The organism is Actinomadura sp. CNU-125, from assembly GCF_001942465.1.
Taxonomy (GTDB): domain Bacteria; phylum Actinomycetota; class Actinomycetes; order Streptosporangiales; family Streptosporangiaceae; genus Spirillospora.
In genome coordinates this window covers 1-14,264 of the sequence record NZ_MKJY01000127.1, presented here as the reverse complement: position 1 = coordinate 14,264, position 14,264 = coordinate 1, and the positions used below count along the sequence as shown (strand labels likewise).

Annotated in this window: 11 protein-coding genes and 3 pseudogenes; 10 read left to right on the top strand and 4 right to left on the bottom strand. The window is 77.2% G+C overall.

The window, feature by feature from the left end; all coding sequences use genetic code 11:
* From BJF79_RS55495 to BJF79_RS51000, 9 genes and pseudogenes are all read left to right on the top strand, one after another.
* Positions 1-216, top strand: a pseudogene (locus BJF79_RS55495) (hypothetical protein); the annotation flags it as partial.
* 73 nt (positions 217-289) lie between these two features.
* Complete coding sequence (locus tag BJF79_RS16825) at positions 290-928, top strand: hypothetical protein (RefSeq protein WP_262402141.1); 639 nt, start codon at positions 290-292, stop codon at positions 926-928.
* A gap of 38 nt (positions 929-966) precedes the next feature.
* Positions 967-1,620 (top strand): hypothetical protein, encoded by a 654-nt coding sequence (locus tag BJF79_RS66965; protein WP_075898606.1) that lies wholly within the window; start codon positions 967-969, stop codon positions 1,618-1,620.
* Positions 1,621-2,890: 1,270 nt separating this feature from the next.
* Positions 2,891-4,696 (top strand): hypothetical protein, encoded by a 1,806-nt coding sequence (locus BJF79_RS60280; protein ID WP_262402140.1) that lies wholly within the window; start codon positions 2,891-2,893, stop codon positions 4,694-4,696.
* A gap of 726 nt (positions 4,697-5,422) precedes the next feature.
* A complete protein-coding gene (locus BJF79_RS16810) occupies positions 5,423-6,766 on the top strand; it encodes a hypothetical protein (RefSeq protein WP_158079197.1) in 1,344 nt (447 codons plus the stop codon).
* Positions 6,753-7,646 (top strand): hypothetical protein, encoded by an 894-nt coding sequence (locus BJF79_RS51015; protein WP_083733511.1) that lies wholly within the window; start codon positions 6,753-6,755, stop codon positions 7,644-7,646. Before BJF79_RS16810 ends, BJF79_RS51015 begins: the two co-directional genes overlap by 14 nt.
* Positions 7,610-8,032, top strand: a complete 423-nt coding sequence (locus BJF79_RS51010) for a hypothetical protein (RefSeq protein WP_083733510.1) — start codon at positions 7,610-7,612, stop codon at positions 8,030-8,032. Before BJF79_RS51015 ends, BJF79_RS51010 begins: the two co-directional genes overlap by 37 nt.
* A gap of 774 nt (positions 8,033-8,806) precedes the next feature.
* Positions 8,807-9,625 carry a HEAT repeat domain-containing protein gene (locus tag BJF79_RS51005; RefSeq protein ID WP_083733509.1) on the top strand — a complete coding sequence of 273 codons (819 nt, stop codon included), beginning with the start codon at positions 8,807-8,809 and terminating at the stop codon, positions 9,623-9,625.
* Positions 9,622-10,101 carry a hypothetical protein gene (locus BJF79_RS51000; protein WP_083733508.1) on the top strand — a complete coding sequence of 160 codons (480 nt, stop codon included), beginning with the start codon at positions 9,622-9,624 and terminating at the stop codon, positions 10,099-10,101. Before BJF79_RS51005 ends, BJF79_RS51000 begins: the two co-directional genes overlap by 4 nt.
* On the opposite strand, the pseudogene BJF79_RS16800 reads toward BJF79_RS51000, so the two are convergent.
* The 4 genes and pseudogenes from BJF79_RS16800 to BJF79_RS16790 all read right to left on the bottom strand — a co-directional run bounded on the left by BJF79_RS16800 (position 10,083) and on the right by BJF79_RS16790 (position 13,644).
* Positions 10,083-11,379 (bottom strand): annotated as a pseudogene (locus BJF79_RS16800) (MFS transporter). The gene BJF79_RS51000 and the pseudogene BJF79_RS16800 overlap by 19 nt on opposite strands.
* Before the next feature lie 62 nt (positions 11,380-11,441).
* Positions 11,442-12,293 carry an SDR family NAD(P)-dependent oxidoreductase gene (locus tag BJF79_RS16795; RefSeq protein ID WP_075898600.1) on the bottom strand — a complete coding sequence of 284 codons (852 nt, stop codon included), beginning with the start codon at positions 12,291-12,293 and terminating at the stop codon, positions 11,442-11,444.
* Positions 12,290-12,418 carry a hypothetical protein gene (locus BJF79_RS60275; RefSeq protein ID WP_262402139.1) on the bottom strand — a complete coding sequence of 43 codons (129 nt, stop codon included), beginning with the start codon at positions 12,416-12,418 and terminating at the stop codon, positions 12,290-12,292. Before BJF79_RS60275 ends, BJF79_RS16795 begins: the two co-directional genes overlap by 4 nt.
* Complete coding sequence (locus BJF79_RS16790; RefSeq protein WP_262402138.1) at positions 12,415-13,644, bottom strand: flavin-containing monooxygenase; 1,230 nt, start codon at positions 13,642-13,644, stop codon at positions 12,415-12,417. Before BJF79_RS16790 ends, BJF79_RS60275 begins: the two co-directional genes overlap by 4 nt.
* Before the next feature lie 119 nt (positions 13,645-13,763).
* Between BJF79_RS16790 and BJF79_RS16785 the strand changes: the two are divergent.
* Positions 13,764-14,264 (top strand): annotated as a pseudogene (locus BJF79_RS16785) (PucR family transcriptional regulator); the annotation flags it as partial.

Below are 14,264 nucleotides of genomic sequence, written 5' to 3'. Positions count from 1 at the left end.
GCCGCGCCCGTCCGTCCCGGACGCGGGCCTGTCGCGGAACACGGGGTCGGACGACGCGGCCGCGCGACGGCTGCGCGCGGTCGCGAGGAGGCGCTGCGCGGCCGCGACCGCGTCGCCGTCGCCGACGACCTCGGCGCGGACTGGCCGGCCGCGCGGCGGATGCTGGCCGACCTGTCGGGCCGGCGCACCTGCACCCGGAGCTGCCGTACCGGCTGAGCTGGGAGGACGGGCTGGACGCGCGGCCCGGCGGGGTGCCCGCGTGGCTGTCCCCGGGATGGTTCGAGCGCGCATGAACGTGGATCCGCAGGTGCTGGCGCGGGCGCGCGCCCGGGTGCTGGGCGTCCCGTCGACGGACGCGGCCGAGCCCGTCCCGTCCGGGGTCCGCACAGCATCGGACGGGACGCGCGTGTGGCTGCTGCCCGAGTGGCCGGACGGCGCGACGCCCGCGCTGCTGGAGGAGTACGACACGGCGCCGATGCCGCTGGACCGCGCGGGGCAGGCCCGCCGCGTCCTGGCCGCCGCGCTGCGCTGCTGCTGGCTGCGGCTCGACGACGCGCCGTGGCCCGGGACGGCCGCGCCGGTCGCCCACGTGCTGGAGGTGTACGGGGGGATGACGCGGGGTCGACGCCGACCTCGGCGCGCGCTGGGCGACCGGCGAACTGCGGCGGCTCGCCGACACCGGTTGGCTGCTCCTGGACACGGACGCGAACACGGTCCGCCCGGGCCCGCGCACGGCCCTGTGGCCGGAAGGCTCCCTGGCGTCCCTGCGCGACCTGCTGCGCCGCCTCCCCCACCCCCCGACGGACAACCCCGCACAGGACACGGCGGGCGATGTGGCCGCCGCAGACGAACCCGCCGACACGGCGGGCGATGTGGCCGCCGCAGACGGGGTGGCCGGGGCGGGGCCGGGGACGGCCTCCGCGGGTGACGGGGGCGGGCCGGTGGGGGCCGTGGAGGAGTCCGGCGGTGAGTGAGTTGTTCGAGCGGTTGTTGCGGCCGTATGACGAGCGGCGGCGGGCGGAGCTCGTGGCGGCGTACACGGCGGTGGAGCACGCGGCGGAGCCGGTGCCGGAGGTGCGGTTCGCGGCGCTGCGCGAGCCGGCGCTGCGCCGGACGGTCGAGGGGATGCTCGCGCTGAGCGGACGGACGCTCGTGCGGTCCGACCGGACGAAGTGGATCTCCGGCTATCGCGACGACGTCGCCGCGGAGCTGGCGCGCGACCCCGAGTGCGTCCCGCCGGTCCGGGACCGGGCCGTGCTGACGCTGGTGCTGATCCACTCGGTGGCGATCCCGCGGGCCGCCGGGCGGCTCGGCGACGACTCGTGGCTGTCGCCGTTCCCGACGCCGGTGGACGAGCTGCGCCGCCGCACCCAGCTGCCCGTCGGGGAGCTCGACGCGGCGCTGCGGCGGCTGCGGCTCGCCGGGCTGGTGTCGCAGGTGAAAGCGGGTTCGGACGATTCGGGCGGGTTCGTCCCCGGGCCGCAGTTCCACCGGCTGACGCCGGCCGCGCGGCGGCGGCTGCAGGAGGAGCTGATCCTGGCGGCCGGGCCGGACTCGCCGCTCGCGGCGGCCATCCGGGCGCGCCGGAAGAACCGGGAACATCAGGGGGAGAACACGTGACGGCCGTCCTCGAACCGCTCGTGCCGGGTCCGGCGCGCGAGACCGACGACATCGTCGGCGACCGCACGCTCGTCGCCGTCCAGGCGGTGAACATCTCGCGGCTGTCGACGCACCCGGTGCCGACCGTCCCGGGCACGCTGATCGTCGTGGCCGGGCAGGGGCCGAAGGACTCCAACGGGGCGGGCAAGTCGTCGTTCATCGCGGCGATCACCGCGCTGCTCGGGGACGAGCAGTGGCGGTTCGCGTCCGGGGCGCGCGCGGTCGCGGAGCTGCTGTTCAACGCGGAGCTCGCGGCGCAGGGCGACAGCCGGTGGGCCAGCGCCGACCACGGCTACATCGTCGGTGTCTTCGACCACGCGGAGGCGTCGGGGGACGGGGAGACGGCCCTCACCGTCTGGCTGCGGGTGAACGTGGACGCGCCGCACCTGGAGATCCGGTGGCGGGACGGCGTGCATCTGGCGGCGGCGCCGTCGGAGGCCGACCGGGTCGCGCTCGCCGACCGGCTGTGGGCGGGCCTGCCCCGCAGTGCGGGCCGCCGCGACCTCGTCGCCAAGGACCTGAGCCGCGTGCTGTACGGGGGGCGGGTGCGGTGCGTGTCGTTCCTGTCGACGTCGGTGCGCAGCAAGGTCGCGACGAACCTGCTGTCGCAGCCGCTCAACGAGATCACCCCCGAACGGATCTTCAGCGCGATCGCGGCGCTGACCGGGCTGGACCGGGAGCTGGAGGCCGAGCGGCGGTCCCGCGCGGAGGAGCACCGGGAGCGGGCGAAGGCCGCCGAGGCGTCCGAGCGGCTCGCCGAGTGGGAGCGGGAGGCGGCGGCGCTGCTGAAGACGTTCGACCGCCGCGACCGGGCCCGTGCGGACGTCGACGCGGCGCTGCGGCACTGGCGGACGCGGCAGGCGCGGCTGCTGACGGACGCGGCCGAGGCCGACGCGGCGCTCGCCGCCGAGCAGGAGGAGCTGCGGGGCGAGGGCCGCGAGCTGGCCGCCGCCGCGAAGGCCGCCGAGCAGGAGATGGAGCAGCTCACCGGCGGGGCGCTGGACGAGCAGGTCGCGTCCGCGGAGTCGGCGCTCGCGGAGCTGAAGGGGCAGGTCGAGCGGCTCGGCGCGGACAAGGCCGTCGCGCAGGACCGGCTGGAGGAGCTGCGCCGCCGGGTGGCGCGGCTGGAGGAGCGGCGCCGCGACGCCGACGGACGCGACGAGGCCGCGGCCGGCGCGCGGGCCTGGCGGCCGCCGAGACGCGGCGCGACGAGGCGCAGCAGGAGTTCGGCATGGCGCGCGGCGCCGTCGCCCGCGCGGAGCGCGCCCTCGCGGAGGCGGAGGCGGGCGAGAGCAGCGCGCCCGCGCAGATCCGCGCGCTCGCCGCCGCCGGGATCACCGCGGTCGGGCTGCTGGACGCGGTCGAGCTGGCCCCGGACGTCCGGGAGCGGTGGGAGGCCGCGCTGTGGCCGTACCGGGAGGCGGTCGCGGTCGGGAGCGGCGACCTGGACGCGGCCGCCGGAGCGCTCAAGGAACTCCCCGGCTCGATGATCGTCCCCGCGGACGGCGACGCGGCGGACGCGCCGGAGGGCGTCCGGTGCGCGGTGCCGCTCGCCCGGTTCTTCGCGGCGCTCGAAAGCGGCGCCCCGGGCGGCGTCGTGATCGTCGGCGGGTTCCCCGAGCCGGTGACCGGACGGGTCGCGCGGGTGCAGGCCGCGCGTGCGGAGCTGGAGGCCGCTCGGGAGGCGCTCGAAGCCGCCCGGCAGGCGACGGACGACGGGGCCTCCGAGGTCGCACTGGCCGGACGTCGTCTCGCGGGCGCGCGCGCAGCGGCCGAACTGGACGACGTCCGCTCCCGCATGGCGGAACTGCGTACGGAACTGGAGGAACTCGCGGCGGGCGAGGCCCGGCTCGGCCCCCGCCTGGGTGCGGCCGAACAGACGCTTCGGCGTCTGCAAGCCAAGGCCGACACGCGCGCGCTGGAAGCGGACCGCCTGCGGGGGCGCCGCGACGGGCACGAACGGGACCGTGACCGGGTGCGTGCGCGTTCGTCCGAGCTGTCCGACCGGCGGGCCGCGCTCGGCATCGAGGCGCTGGAGAAGGAGTGGGGCGGGGCCCGGGACGGCGCCGCCGAATGGCTGTCGGGCCTGGACGCGGACGAGTCGACCTGGACGCCCGCCGAGTGGTGGCACACGGCCGAGAAGCACCTCTCGGAGGCGATCCGCCGCGTGTTCCCCGACGGGGCGTCCGACGAGGACATGCCGGAGGAGGTCCGGTTCCTGCTGCGCGAGCGGACGGACGGCGAGGGGCGCCGTACCGAGCGCGAGCAGTCGACGTTCCCGCGTCTCGTCCAGGCGGTGCGGGCGTACCTGCGGCAGCAGGAGGACTACGAGCGGCACCAGCGGCGGCAGATCGAGGTGCAGCTCACCGGGCGCCGCACCGACCTGGAGAAGGCGCAGAAGGGCGCGGCGGACGCCGCCGGTGCCGCCGAGGCGCACCGGACGGCGCTGACCGCCGCGATCCGCGCCCGCCTGCAGCGCGTGTCGGAGGAGTTCGAGAAACTCGACGTGAACTACGGCGGGTACGGGGCGACGCTCGAATTCCCCACGCCCGAGCAGCCCGGCGACCCGGAGCAGGAGTGGCGCTGGCGCGTCACCCCGAAGTGGCGGCGTTCGGACGGGCAGCGGTACGTCCCGTACAACCGGCGCGCCAACACCGCCCTCATGGACGAGAAGGCGGTCAAGCTCGTGTGCGCGGCGGCCCTCGCCAGCTCCGGCGGCGGACGGCTGTGCCTCGTGCTGGACGAGCTGGGCCGCAACCTCGGCAAGGAGCACCGCAAGGAGGCCGTCGCGCTGTTCCGCAAGATCGGCGAGACGCACGGCATCACGGTGATCGGCGCCCTGCAGGACGACATGGAGCCGTACGCGATCGACGCCTGCGGCCAGTACGTGAAGCTGCGCCGTTCGTCCGACACGATGCCGTACAACGAGCCGCCGGTCGTCGTCGCCTACGACGAGCACGAGGAGCGCGTCCGGCGGCTGGCCGCGCAGATCTCGGCCGGGACGGGGCGGGAAACCGAGGTGAATCCGGCGGGCTGACCCGGCAGGATGCGGGGGCATGCGCACGGACATGCGTCCCGCCGACGACCTGCTCGCCGAGATCGAGCCGCTGTCGCACCCGGACCGGTGCCGCCGCGTCGCCGAACTGGGGCGGGCCGCCGACCGGCGGGACATCGTCGCGCTGCTGGTCGACCTCGGGCAGCGGGGCCCGTACGAGCGGCGGGTCGCGCTGTCGCTCGCGGCGGCCGTGCGGGACGAGGCGTCCTTGGAGCACATCGCGATCTTCGCGGAGATCGAGCGGCTCGGGTTCGCGCGCCCGGCCGTCCGGCTGGCGGTGCGGCTCGGGGCCCGGACCCGCGACGCGGACGGGCTCCTCGGGCTCGTCGCGAACTCCTCCCCGGCCGTCCGGAGGGCCGCCTGGAGCGCCGTCCGCACGTACCGCCGCCGCGACGGCCTGGCGGACGCGCTCGTCGACCCGGTCGCGGAACGCTGGGGCGCGCAGGAGGCGGCGTCGCTGCTGCCCGCCTGCCGCCGGGAGACGGTCGCGGCGCGGCTCGGGACGCTCGCGCGCCCGCCGTCCGGCAGTGGGCCACGCTCGGCCGCGCCCACCCGGACCTCGTGCTCGACCACGCCGAACGCGTCCTCGACCGGCCGACGGACCAGGAGCGCTGCGACGAGTGGTACCGGCTCGCGCCCGGGATCGCGGCGGCCGTGCCGCACTCCCCCGGCCGGGTCATCGGCCTGCTCGAACGGTCGTGCCCGCACGTGCCGACCCCGCTGCGCAAGCGGGTCGGGTCGCTGCTGGCCGCCGACCCCGACCGGACGCTCCGCGCGCTCCTCGACCGCCGCGGCGAGACGCTCCGGATCGCCGCCGTGCTCGACCCGTCCGTCCGGAGGCGGCTGGCGCGGCTCGGCGACGACGACCTCGTGGCGGTCGCCCGGGCCATGCGCACGCAAGGCGACGACGGTTCGCTGTGGCTGCTGCTGCGCGCGGTCGCGCCGGACCGCCGCGCGCGCGTCCTGCACGCCACGCCGGACGGCGACAGGGCGGAGGGGCTGCTGCTGAAGTGCCTGCCGCGCGCGGCGCGGGAGGAGCAGGCGCGGCGGATCCTCTCCCTCGGCGGCCGCGCCGACGCCCCGCACATCCTGCACACGTTCCTCCCGTACGACGAGGCCGCGCCCGTCCTGGCCGGACGGCTGCGCGGCGCGGACGCGTACGCCCGGGCGAGCGCCTGCGCGCTGCTCGTCGCGTGCGCCGGGAACAGCGGCGACCCGACGGTGCTCGCCCGTGCCCTGGAGTCCCTCGACCGGGTGCGGGACGCGCCGGGCTCGCCCGCGGGCGGTGTCGCGTACGCGCTGGCGTCCGTCCCGGCGGACGTGCTGCGCGGCGAGCACACGGCGGCGATCGGGCGGTTCGCCGACCATGTCGTGAACACCGAATACGGCATCGACTATCCGCATTCGGACCTCGGTCGGCTGGCGGCGGCGTTCTGCGGCGAAGGGCTCGTCCGCGGTGATCCCGAACTGCTGGCCTTCGGCCTCGACCTGATCGAGAAGCTGGCGGAGCACCTCACCGGAGACCGGCTCGACCGAATCGGCCTGGCGCTGAGCGCCGCCGACCCCGGGCTCGGCCGGGCGGGCTTCCTGAGCGACGCCCTCGCGCGCCGCCTCGACGCGGACGCGCGCCGCGGCGGCACCGGCTCGCGGTGCTGCTCGCGGGGGCGCTCGGCCGCCGCACCGAGGACGTCCCGTCCCTGCGGACGCGCTCGCGCGGCGCCGCCGACACCGCCGAGGGCCGGACGCGCGACGAAGCGATCGGGCTCTGGCTCGACCCGCCCGCGACGCGCGCCGAACGCGCCGGGCGCGTCGTCGCGCGGCACCCGTCGGCCGTCGCCGTCCCGGCCGTCCTGCGCGTCATCGCCACCGAACGCACCGACCTGCTCGGCCTCGTCCTCACCGCCGACCTCGACGTCTCCCGCGTCGACCCCGCGTGGACCCGCCGCTGGACGTCCCGTCAGCGCGCGCTCCTGGCCCTCCTCGGACAACGGGCGAAAAACGGGTGAACCCGGACCGGTGATCCGGAAGGATGCCCGTCATGCGCGCCGATGAGCTGCTTGACGAGATCGAACCGCTTTCGTACCCGGATCGGGTCCGCCGCCTCGTGCGGCTACGGGAATCGGCCGGCGACCCGGCGCTCGCCGAGCTGCTGGACGAGCTCGGACGGCGCGGCCACCACGAGCGGGCGACGGCGCTGTTCGTCGCGTCCGCCGTCCGGGACGAGGCGTCGATCGCGCACGTCCTGGCCGCGACGCGCGACCCCGACGCGTGGATCGCGCAGCAGGCGATCCGGCTGTCGGTGCGGTACGCGCCGGGCCCGGACGCGCTGCTGGCGAGCCTGCTGGACGCCCCGGCGGCGATCCGCGCGGTGACGTACCGGGCGGTGCGCAAGCATCGCCGCGGCGACCTCGCGGACGCGCTCGTCGGGCCGGTCGGGGAACGGTTCGGCGACGACGAGGCCGCCGCGCTGCTGCCCGCCTGCACCACGGAGGTCGCCGCCGGGCGGCTCGGCGCGCTCGCGCACGCGGTCCCGAACCGGCACTCGCTCGGACGGTCGCACCCCGCCGCCGTCCTCGACCACGCCGAGCGGGAGCTGGCCGGGCTCGCCGAGGGGGCGCGGGCGTCCTGGTGGCAGTGGCACGGGACGGGCGTCGCGGCGGCCGTGCCGGACGACCCGGCGCGCGTCGTCGGGCTGCTGGAGGACTACTGGCACACCGCCGAACCGCCGTACGCGCTGCACCCCCGGCTCGGGCGGCTGCTGGACGCCGCGCCGGAGCGGACGATGCGGCTGCTCCTGGCGGACCGGCGGCGGCTGGGCCCGCTGGTGCGCCGCCGGGCGCTGCGCGACCGGTTCGTCCGGATCGGCGGGGAGACGCTCGCGGCGTCGCGCGGGCCGTGCGCGACGACGAGCGCACGCTGCGGCTGCTGCTGAAGGCGGCGCCGCCGAGCGCGCGCGCGGAGATTTTCGAAGCGGCGATGCGCGGCGTCGACCTGACCACCGCCGAGTTCGGGGACGACCTGCTGGACGTCCTGCCGCGCGACGTGCGGGTCCGCGAGGCGCGCCGGATGCTGGGGCTGCGCGCGGTCGGCGACGTCGCGCAGCGGGTGCGGCAGATGACCGCGTTCCTGCCGTTCGAGGAGGCGCGTCCCGTCCTCGCCGAGCTGACCCGGCGGCCGGACGCCGACGAGCGCGGCGCGGGTACGCGCTGCTCGTCCGCTGCGCGGGGCGCGAGCGCGACCCGGAGGTCGTCACGGCGGTGCTGGAGTCCCTCGACCGGATCCGCAACGAGCAGGACCCGGTCCGGTGGAGCGTGCTGAACGCGCTGGAGTCCCTCCCGGACGGCCTGCTGCGCGGCGAGCACACGGCGGCGGTGGCCCGGCTCGCGCAGGACGCGCTGGACGCCCGCGACTGCTCGTTCCCGACCCGGCAGACGCTCGCGCGGATCGCGGTCGCGTTCGCCCGGCAGGGCGCGGTCCGCGACGACGGCGACCTCGCCGTGTTCGGCATCGAGCTGCTGGAACGGGTCGTCGGGCACGGCGGCGGCATGTACGTCGACCGGCTGGACCGGGGGCTGCGGCGCGGGCAGGAGCACCGGTTCGTCGAGCATTTCGCCCCGCTGCTCGACCGGGGCGCGCGCCGCGACGACCACGCGCTCGCGCTGATGCTCGTCCGGGCGCTCCGCCGCCGCGCGCACGGCGTCCCGGCGCTGCAGGACGCGCTGGAGAAGGCCCTCGACGCCACCGACGACGGCGTCATCCGCACCGCGATCCGGCTGTGGCTGGAGCCGCCCGCGACGCGCGGCGAACGGGTCGAGCGGATCGTCGGCAAGGACCCGTCGACCGTCATGATCCACGAGGTGTTCGCGGCGATCGCCACCGAGCGCACCGACCTGCTGCACCTGGTGCTGTCCCCCGCGTCCGGCGGCCGGTTCCGGCGCGACGACGTCACCTACGTCCCGCGCGCGGAACGGCGTGGACGCGGCGGTGGACGGCCCGGCAGCAGGCCGCCTACCTGGGGCTGCTGGAGCGCGCGGCGAACGATGAGGGGCTCGGGGGCGCCGACCGGGTTGCGCGGTCGCGGCGATCGCGACGGTGCCGGGCGTCGGCGCCGGGCGGCTGCGCCCGTACCTGGAGTCCGGCGACGCGCACCTGCGGCGGGCGGCGCTGACCGCCGCGCCGTGGACGTCGTCGCCGCAGGACGTCCTGCCGGACCTGCTCGCGCTCGCCTCGACCGACGACGCGCACGTCGCCGTCTACGCGGCGGGACGCGCGGCGCGGTTCGTCCGCCCGTCGACGCTGGGGCCGCTGCTGCGGCCGGTGCTGACGGACGGCAAGATCACCGCGCGGAAGGAGGCGCTGCGGATCCTGCTGCGCACCCGGGCGCCGGACGCGCTCGCCGTCGTCGCCGAAGCCTGGGACGACCCCGGGCAGCACCGCGACGTCCGGTCGGCGATCGCGTCGGCGCTGCGCCCGCACATCGCCGACCCGGTCGCGCGCCGCATCCTGGGCGAGGCGGCGCAGGGGCCGCGCGACCTGGCGCGGCAGGTGCTCGGCGGGTGGCCGCACGAGATCGAGGCGCGGTTCCGGGGGGACTACGCGGCGCTGGTCGTCCGGGTGGCGGGCTCGGCCGACCCGGAGGCCGCCGACGCCGCGCTGGAGGTGCTGGACCGGTGGGCGCGGTGGGCGCCGGAGGTCCCCGCGCTGCTCGCCGGGCTCGTCGCCGACCTCGGGGAGACGCGCCGCTGGCGCGACGCGATGACCGGGCTGCTGTCGTGCGTCCACGCGGAGCTGGGCGCGGACGAGCTGGGCGACGCGGCCGCGGCCCTCGCCGCGCCGGCCGGCGCCGCCGGCGGCGCGGAGGCGGCGGCGAGCGCGACCGTCCGGCGGCGCAGCGGCTCGCCGCGCTGGTGAAGGCGATCCGCGACACCGCCGCGCGGGACCTCGGCGCCGCCGGGCCCGCGCTCGACGCCGTCGACGGGCGGCTCCCGGAACTCCTCGCGCTCGAACTGGCCGCCGCCACGCTCGACTGGGACGACGACGAGGCGGACGAGGCGGTGGACGCGCTCGCCGACGGCTGCGCCGGCCTCGGCGTCCTCGCCGTCGCCGGGCTGGCCGCGACGCTCGCGGGCGACGAGGACGACGACGACATGTACTACGGGTACTCCTTCGCGGACGTCCCGGACGCCGAGGACGTCCATCCGCACGCGGAGCGGCTCGCGGAGCGCGGCGACCTCGCGGGCGGTCTGTTCGCGTGCGCGCTCGCGAAGGCGCACGGCCCGGAGGCCGGGTGGCCGGACGAGTGGCGCGCGCTCCTGCGCGTCCTGCGCGCCCACCCGGACGGCGAGGTGGCGTTCACCGCCCGGGGGATCTACACCGCCGGCGAGTGAGCCGGTTCCCGCGCGTCGCGGTCCAGGGTGAAGCGCCGCTGGGCCGCGACGGCGGCGGCCATCAGGACGGCGGGCACGGCGGTGACGCCGACGAGGAGGGCGAGCAGCGCCGAGTCCGGCTGCGCGACCGTCCGGCCGCCGGTCGTGGCGACGAACCCGCCGGCGGCCAGCACCGCCGAGTACACGTACGGGCCGACGGCGGTTCCGGCGGCCTCGCACGCCGTCCACACGCCGGTGTAGGCGCCCGCGCGGGCCTCCCCGCAGCGCCTCGGCGGCCGCGACGACGTCCGGGACCAGCGAGAACGCGAACAGCTGGAGGCCCGCGAACGCGACGCCGAGGACCGCGATCACCGCGACGGTGGCGCCCGTGCCGATCGTGTCCCCCGCCCACAGGGCCAGCGAGCCGACGACGAACACGCCCTGGCACAGCAGCAGCGAGCGCTGCTTGCCGGTCCGCCGCGACACCGCCCGCCAGACCGGGCCCGCGACCACCGCCGGGGCCAGGAACGCGCCCATGAACACGGCCGTCAGGTTCTCGTCGCCGAGCACGTACTCGGTGTAGAACGGCACCGCCGCGAGGAACAGGTGCGTCGTGGTGCCGGTGAGGACGTACGACAGCGCGAGCGCCCGGAAGTCGCGGTCGCGCCAGGCGACGCGGACGTCCGCCAGCACGGAGCCCGCCACCGGGCCGCCGTCCCCGTCCGGGACGCGGAACCCGCTGCGCTCGGTGAGCCGCCGGACGCCCGCGAGCGCCACGAGCCCGGTGACCACCAGGACACCGGCCAGGACCATCGCCATCCGCGCGTAGTCGCCGCGCCCGCCGGACTGCACCAGCGCCGGGGCTGCGACGCCCGCACCGAGCAGGCCCACGGTCAGCAGCAGCATCCGGTACATGAACACGCGGGTGCGCTCGTGGTAGCCGATCCGCAGGTCGGACGGGGTCGTCAGGTACGGCACCTGGAAGCAGGCGTACAGGACGTTCCCGGCGATGTAGAACGCGCCGACCCACAGCGCCGCCGTCGCGCCGGACAGCCCGGACGGCACCGTGAACAGCCCGATCCAGGCCGCGGCCAGCAGCAGCCCCCAGCGGAGCATGCCGCGGCGGTGGCCGGTGCGGCGCGCCCGCCGGTCCGACAGCGTCCCGAACAGCGGATGCACCACCGCGTCGATGATCTTCGGCAGGAGCAGGGTGAGCCCGGCGAGGAACGGGGAGACGCCGAGCGTGTGCGTCATGAAGTACAGCAGCAGGAGGCCGGGGACGGTGACCCACACGCCCATCCCCAGCGACCCGGCGGCGTAGGCGGTGAGGTCCCCGGTCCGCGGCCGGGCCCCGCCGGTGCTCACGGCCGTCCCGCGTGGCGGCGGACGACCCCGGCCGCGAGCTCGGCGCCCCGGAACGCGCCCGACCGGACCCGGCCGGCCAGGGTGCGCGCCACGATCCGGTCGGTCAGCGCCGGAAGGTGCCGGGCGAGGAAGAACTCGACGGCGCCGCGCCGCGTCGTCGGCACGTCCCGGCGCGGCCGCCGCGACAGGGCGGCGCGCACCACGGCATCCACCACGCCTTCCAACGGCTCGTACTGGCTCATTCCCTCCAGCGACAGGCCCGCTGCGGCGGTCGAGTCGTGGATCGGGCTGCGCACCGCCGACGGGTACACGCACGTCACCCCGACGTGCGTGCCGAGTTCGAGGCGCAGCGCGTCCGCGTACGCGACGAGCGCGCGCTTGGACGCGCCGTAGGCCGCGGCCAGCGGAAGCTGCATCACCGCCATCCGCGACGACAGCATCACCACGCGGCCCCGGGACTCCACCAGGGCGTCGACGCACGCCGACGTCACCCGCCAGGCACCGAGCAGGTTGACGTCGAGCTGGCGGCGCACCTCCTCGCCGGGCGGCAGCTCCGCCGGGGCGGGCCCGCCGATCCCCGCGTTGTTGACCAGCAGGTCCAGCCCGCCGAGCGTGCCGATCGCCGTCGCGACCGCCGCGGGGACGGCGTCGTCGTCGGTGAGGTCGCAGGCCAGGACGTCCACGGGGTCGTCCGGGCGGGGCGCGGCGTCCAGGCCGACGACGCGGGCGCCCAGGCCCGCCAGCCGCGCGCAGATCGCCTGGCCGAAGGTGCCGGACGCGCCGGTGACGATCACCCGCATGCCGCGCGGGTCGCGCCCGCCGCTCCGGGGGCTCGGGTCGATGCTCATGCGGGGGTTTCCTCCCGGTTCGCGGGGGTGAACGGACGCCCGGCGCCGCGGGCCAGCCGCGCCCGTCCCGCCTTCGTCTCGCGGGGCAGGTCGGCGACGTACCGGTCGAAGTCGACGCGCATCATCGGGCGCCGGTCGCCCCACCGCGCGGTCGCGGCGCGCAGGTCGCGTGCCACCGCGCGGCGCGCTCCCGCGCGGGCGGCAGCGCGTACGCGCCCGACAGGTAGGCGGCGGCGAGCTTCGACTGGGCCTCCACGATCGGCAGCGCCGCGCCGGTGGACTGCATCAGCCCGACGAACGCCAGGCTCGGCTCGTCCAGGTGGAACACCCGCTTGTACAGCGGCAGCCGCTCGGGGTCGGGGCCGAGCAGGTCCGGGCCGAGGAACGGGATGCTCACCCGGTACCCGGTGGCCCAGACGAGCACGTCGACGGGGTCGGCCGCCCCGTCGGCGAACACGACCCGCCCGCCGTCCAGGCGGTCGATCCCGGGCCGCGCGACGACCTCGCCGTGCGTCAGCCGGTGCAGGATCGTGTCGCTGATCGTCGGATGGTTCTGGAACAGCCCGCCGGACGGGTCCGGGAGGCCGTAGTCGCGCGGGGACCCGACGGCCAGCCGCAGCATCGTCTCGGCGACGCGCTGCCGGATTCGCCACGGCAGCACCGCCAGGGCGCCGCCGGTCGCGTCCGACGGCCGCCCGAACAGGTACTTCGGGACGATGTGGACGCCGCGCCGCGCCGACAGCAGCACCGGCCCGCGCGCGACGTGCGAGGCGTCCACGGCGATGTCCATCGCGGAGTTGCCCGTCCCGACCACGAGCACCCGCTTGCCGCGGAACACCTCGGGCGTGCGGTAGTCGTGGGCGTGCATCCGCAGCCCGTCGAACGCGCCCGGGTAGCCGGGGTCGGGCAGGCGCGGGTCCCGGTTGTGGCCGTTGGCGACGATGACGGCGTCGAACCTGTCGCGGCCGCCGTCCGCGGTGGTCACGGTCCACGCCCGTCCGGTCCCGGCGCGCTCCACGGACGTGACGGTGCTGTGGAAGCGGACGTGCGGCAGGAGCCCGAACGTCTCGGCGTAGTCGGCGAGGTAACCGCCGACGAGGTCGGCGGACGGGTAGTCGGGCCACCCGCGCGGCATCGGGAAGTCGGCGAACTCGGTGCGGCCCTTGCTGGTGTTGAGGTGCAGGGAGGCGTACGCGGGCGAGAACCCGCCGGCGCCGCGCGCCCACAGCCCGCCCGGACGGTCGCCGCGCTCGTGCACGACGACGTCCAGGCCCGCGTCCCGCAGGGCCTTGCAGGCGGTGAGCCCGGCCGCACCGGCGCCGATGACGGCGACCCGGCAGGCAGCGGTCATGTCGGTCTCCTCGTCCGGAGGGTTGTGGGGAGCACCAACCCTAGGCGCCGCGGCGGCCCGCGGACATGGGCGGCCGCACGTGTTTGGCGTCCCGGCTTGTGGCACGCCACAATCGGGCCATGGTTCAGGGGGACGCCGAGTGGGCGCCGGTCGTCGATCTCATCGAGCGGGTCTCCCGCGAGGAGGACCTGCTGCCGTCCGTGGTCGCCGCCGTGTCGGGGACGGTGCGGGAGGTGTCGGTGCTGCCGCCCGCCGACATCGCCGGGCACACCCGCGCGCTGCTCGCCGCCGCGACCCGCGCGATCGCCGCCCGGCGCGGCCCGACCGAGGCCGAGCTGTCGTTCGTCGCCGAACTGGGCGACACCCGCGCCCGCCAGGGCGTCCCGATCGAGGCCGTGCTGAGCGCGATCCACGTCGCCGAACGCGCGATCTGGTCGCGGGTCCGGGAGCTCGCGCCGCCGACGGCGTCGTCACCGGCCTGCTGCTGGACGCGCGGGAACTGCGCGACGACTTGGTCCGAGGCCGTCCGCGCCCGGCTGATCACCGCGCACCGCGCCGCGCAGGCGGGCGGCGACGCGGGCGGCGGCGAGCGCGAGGCGATCCTGCTGCGCCGCGTCCTC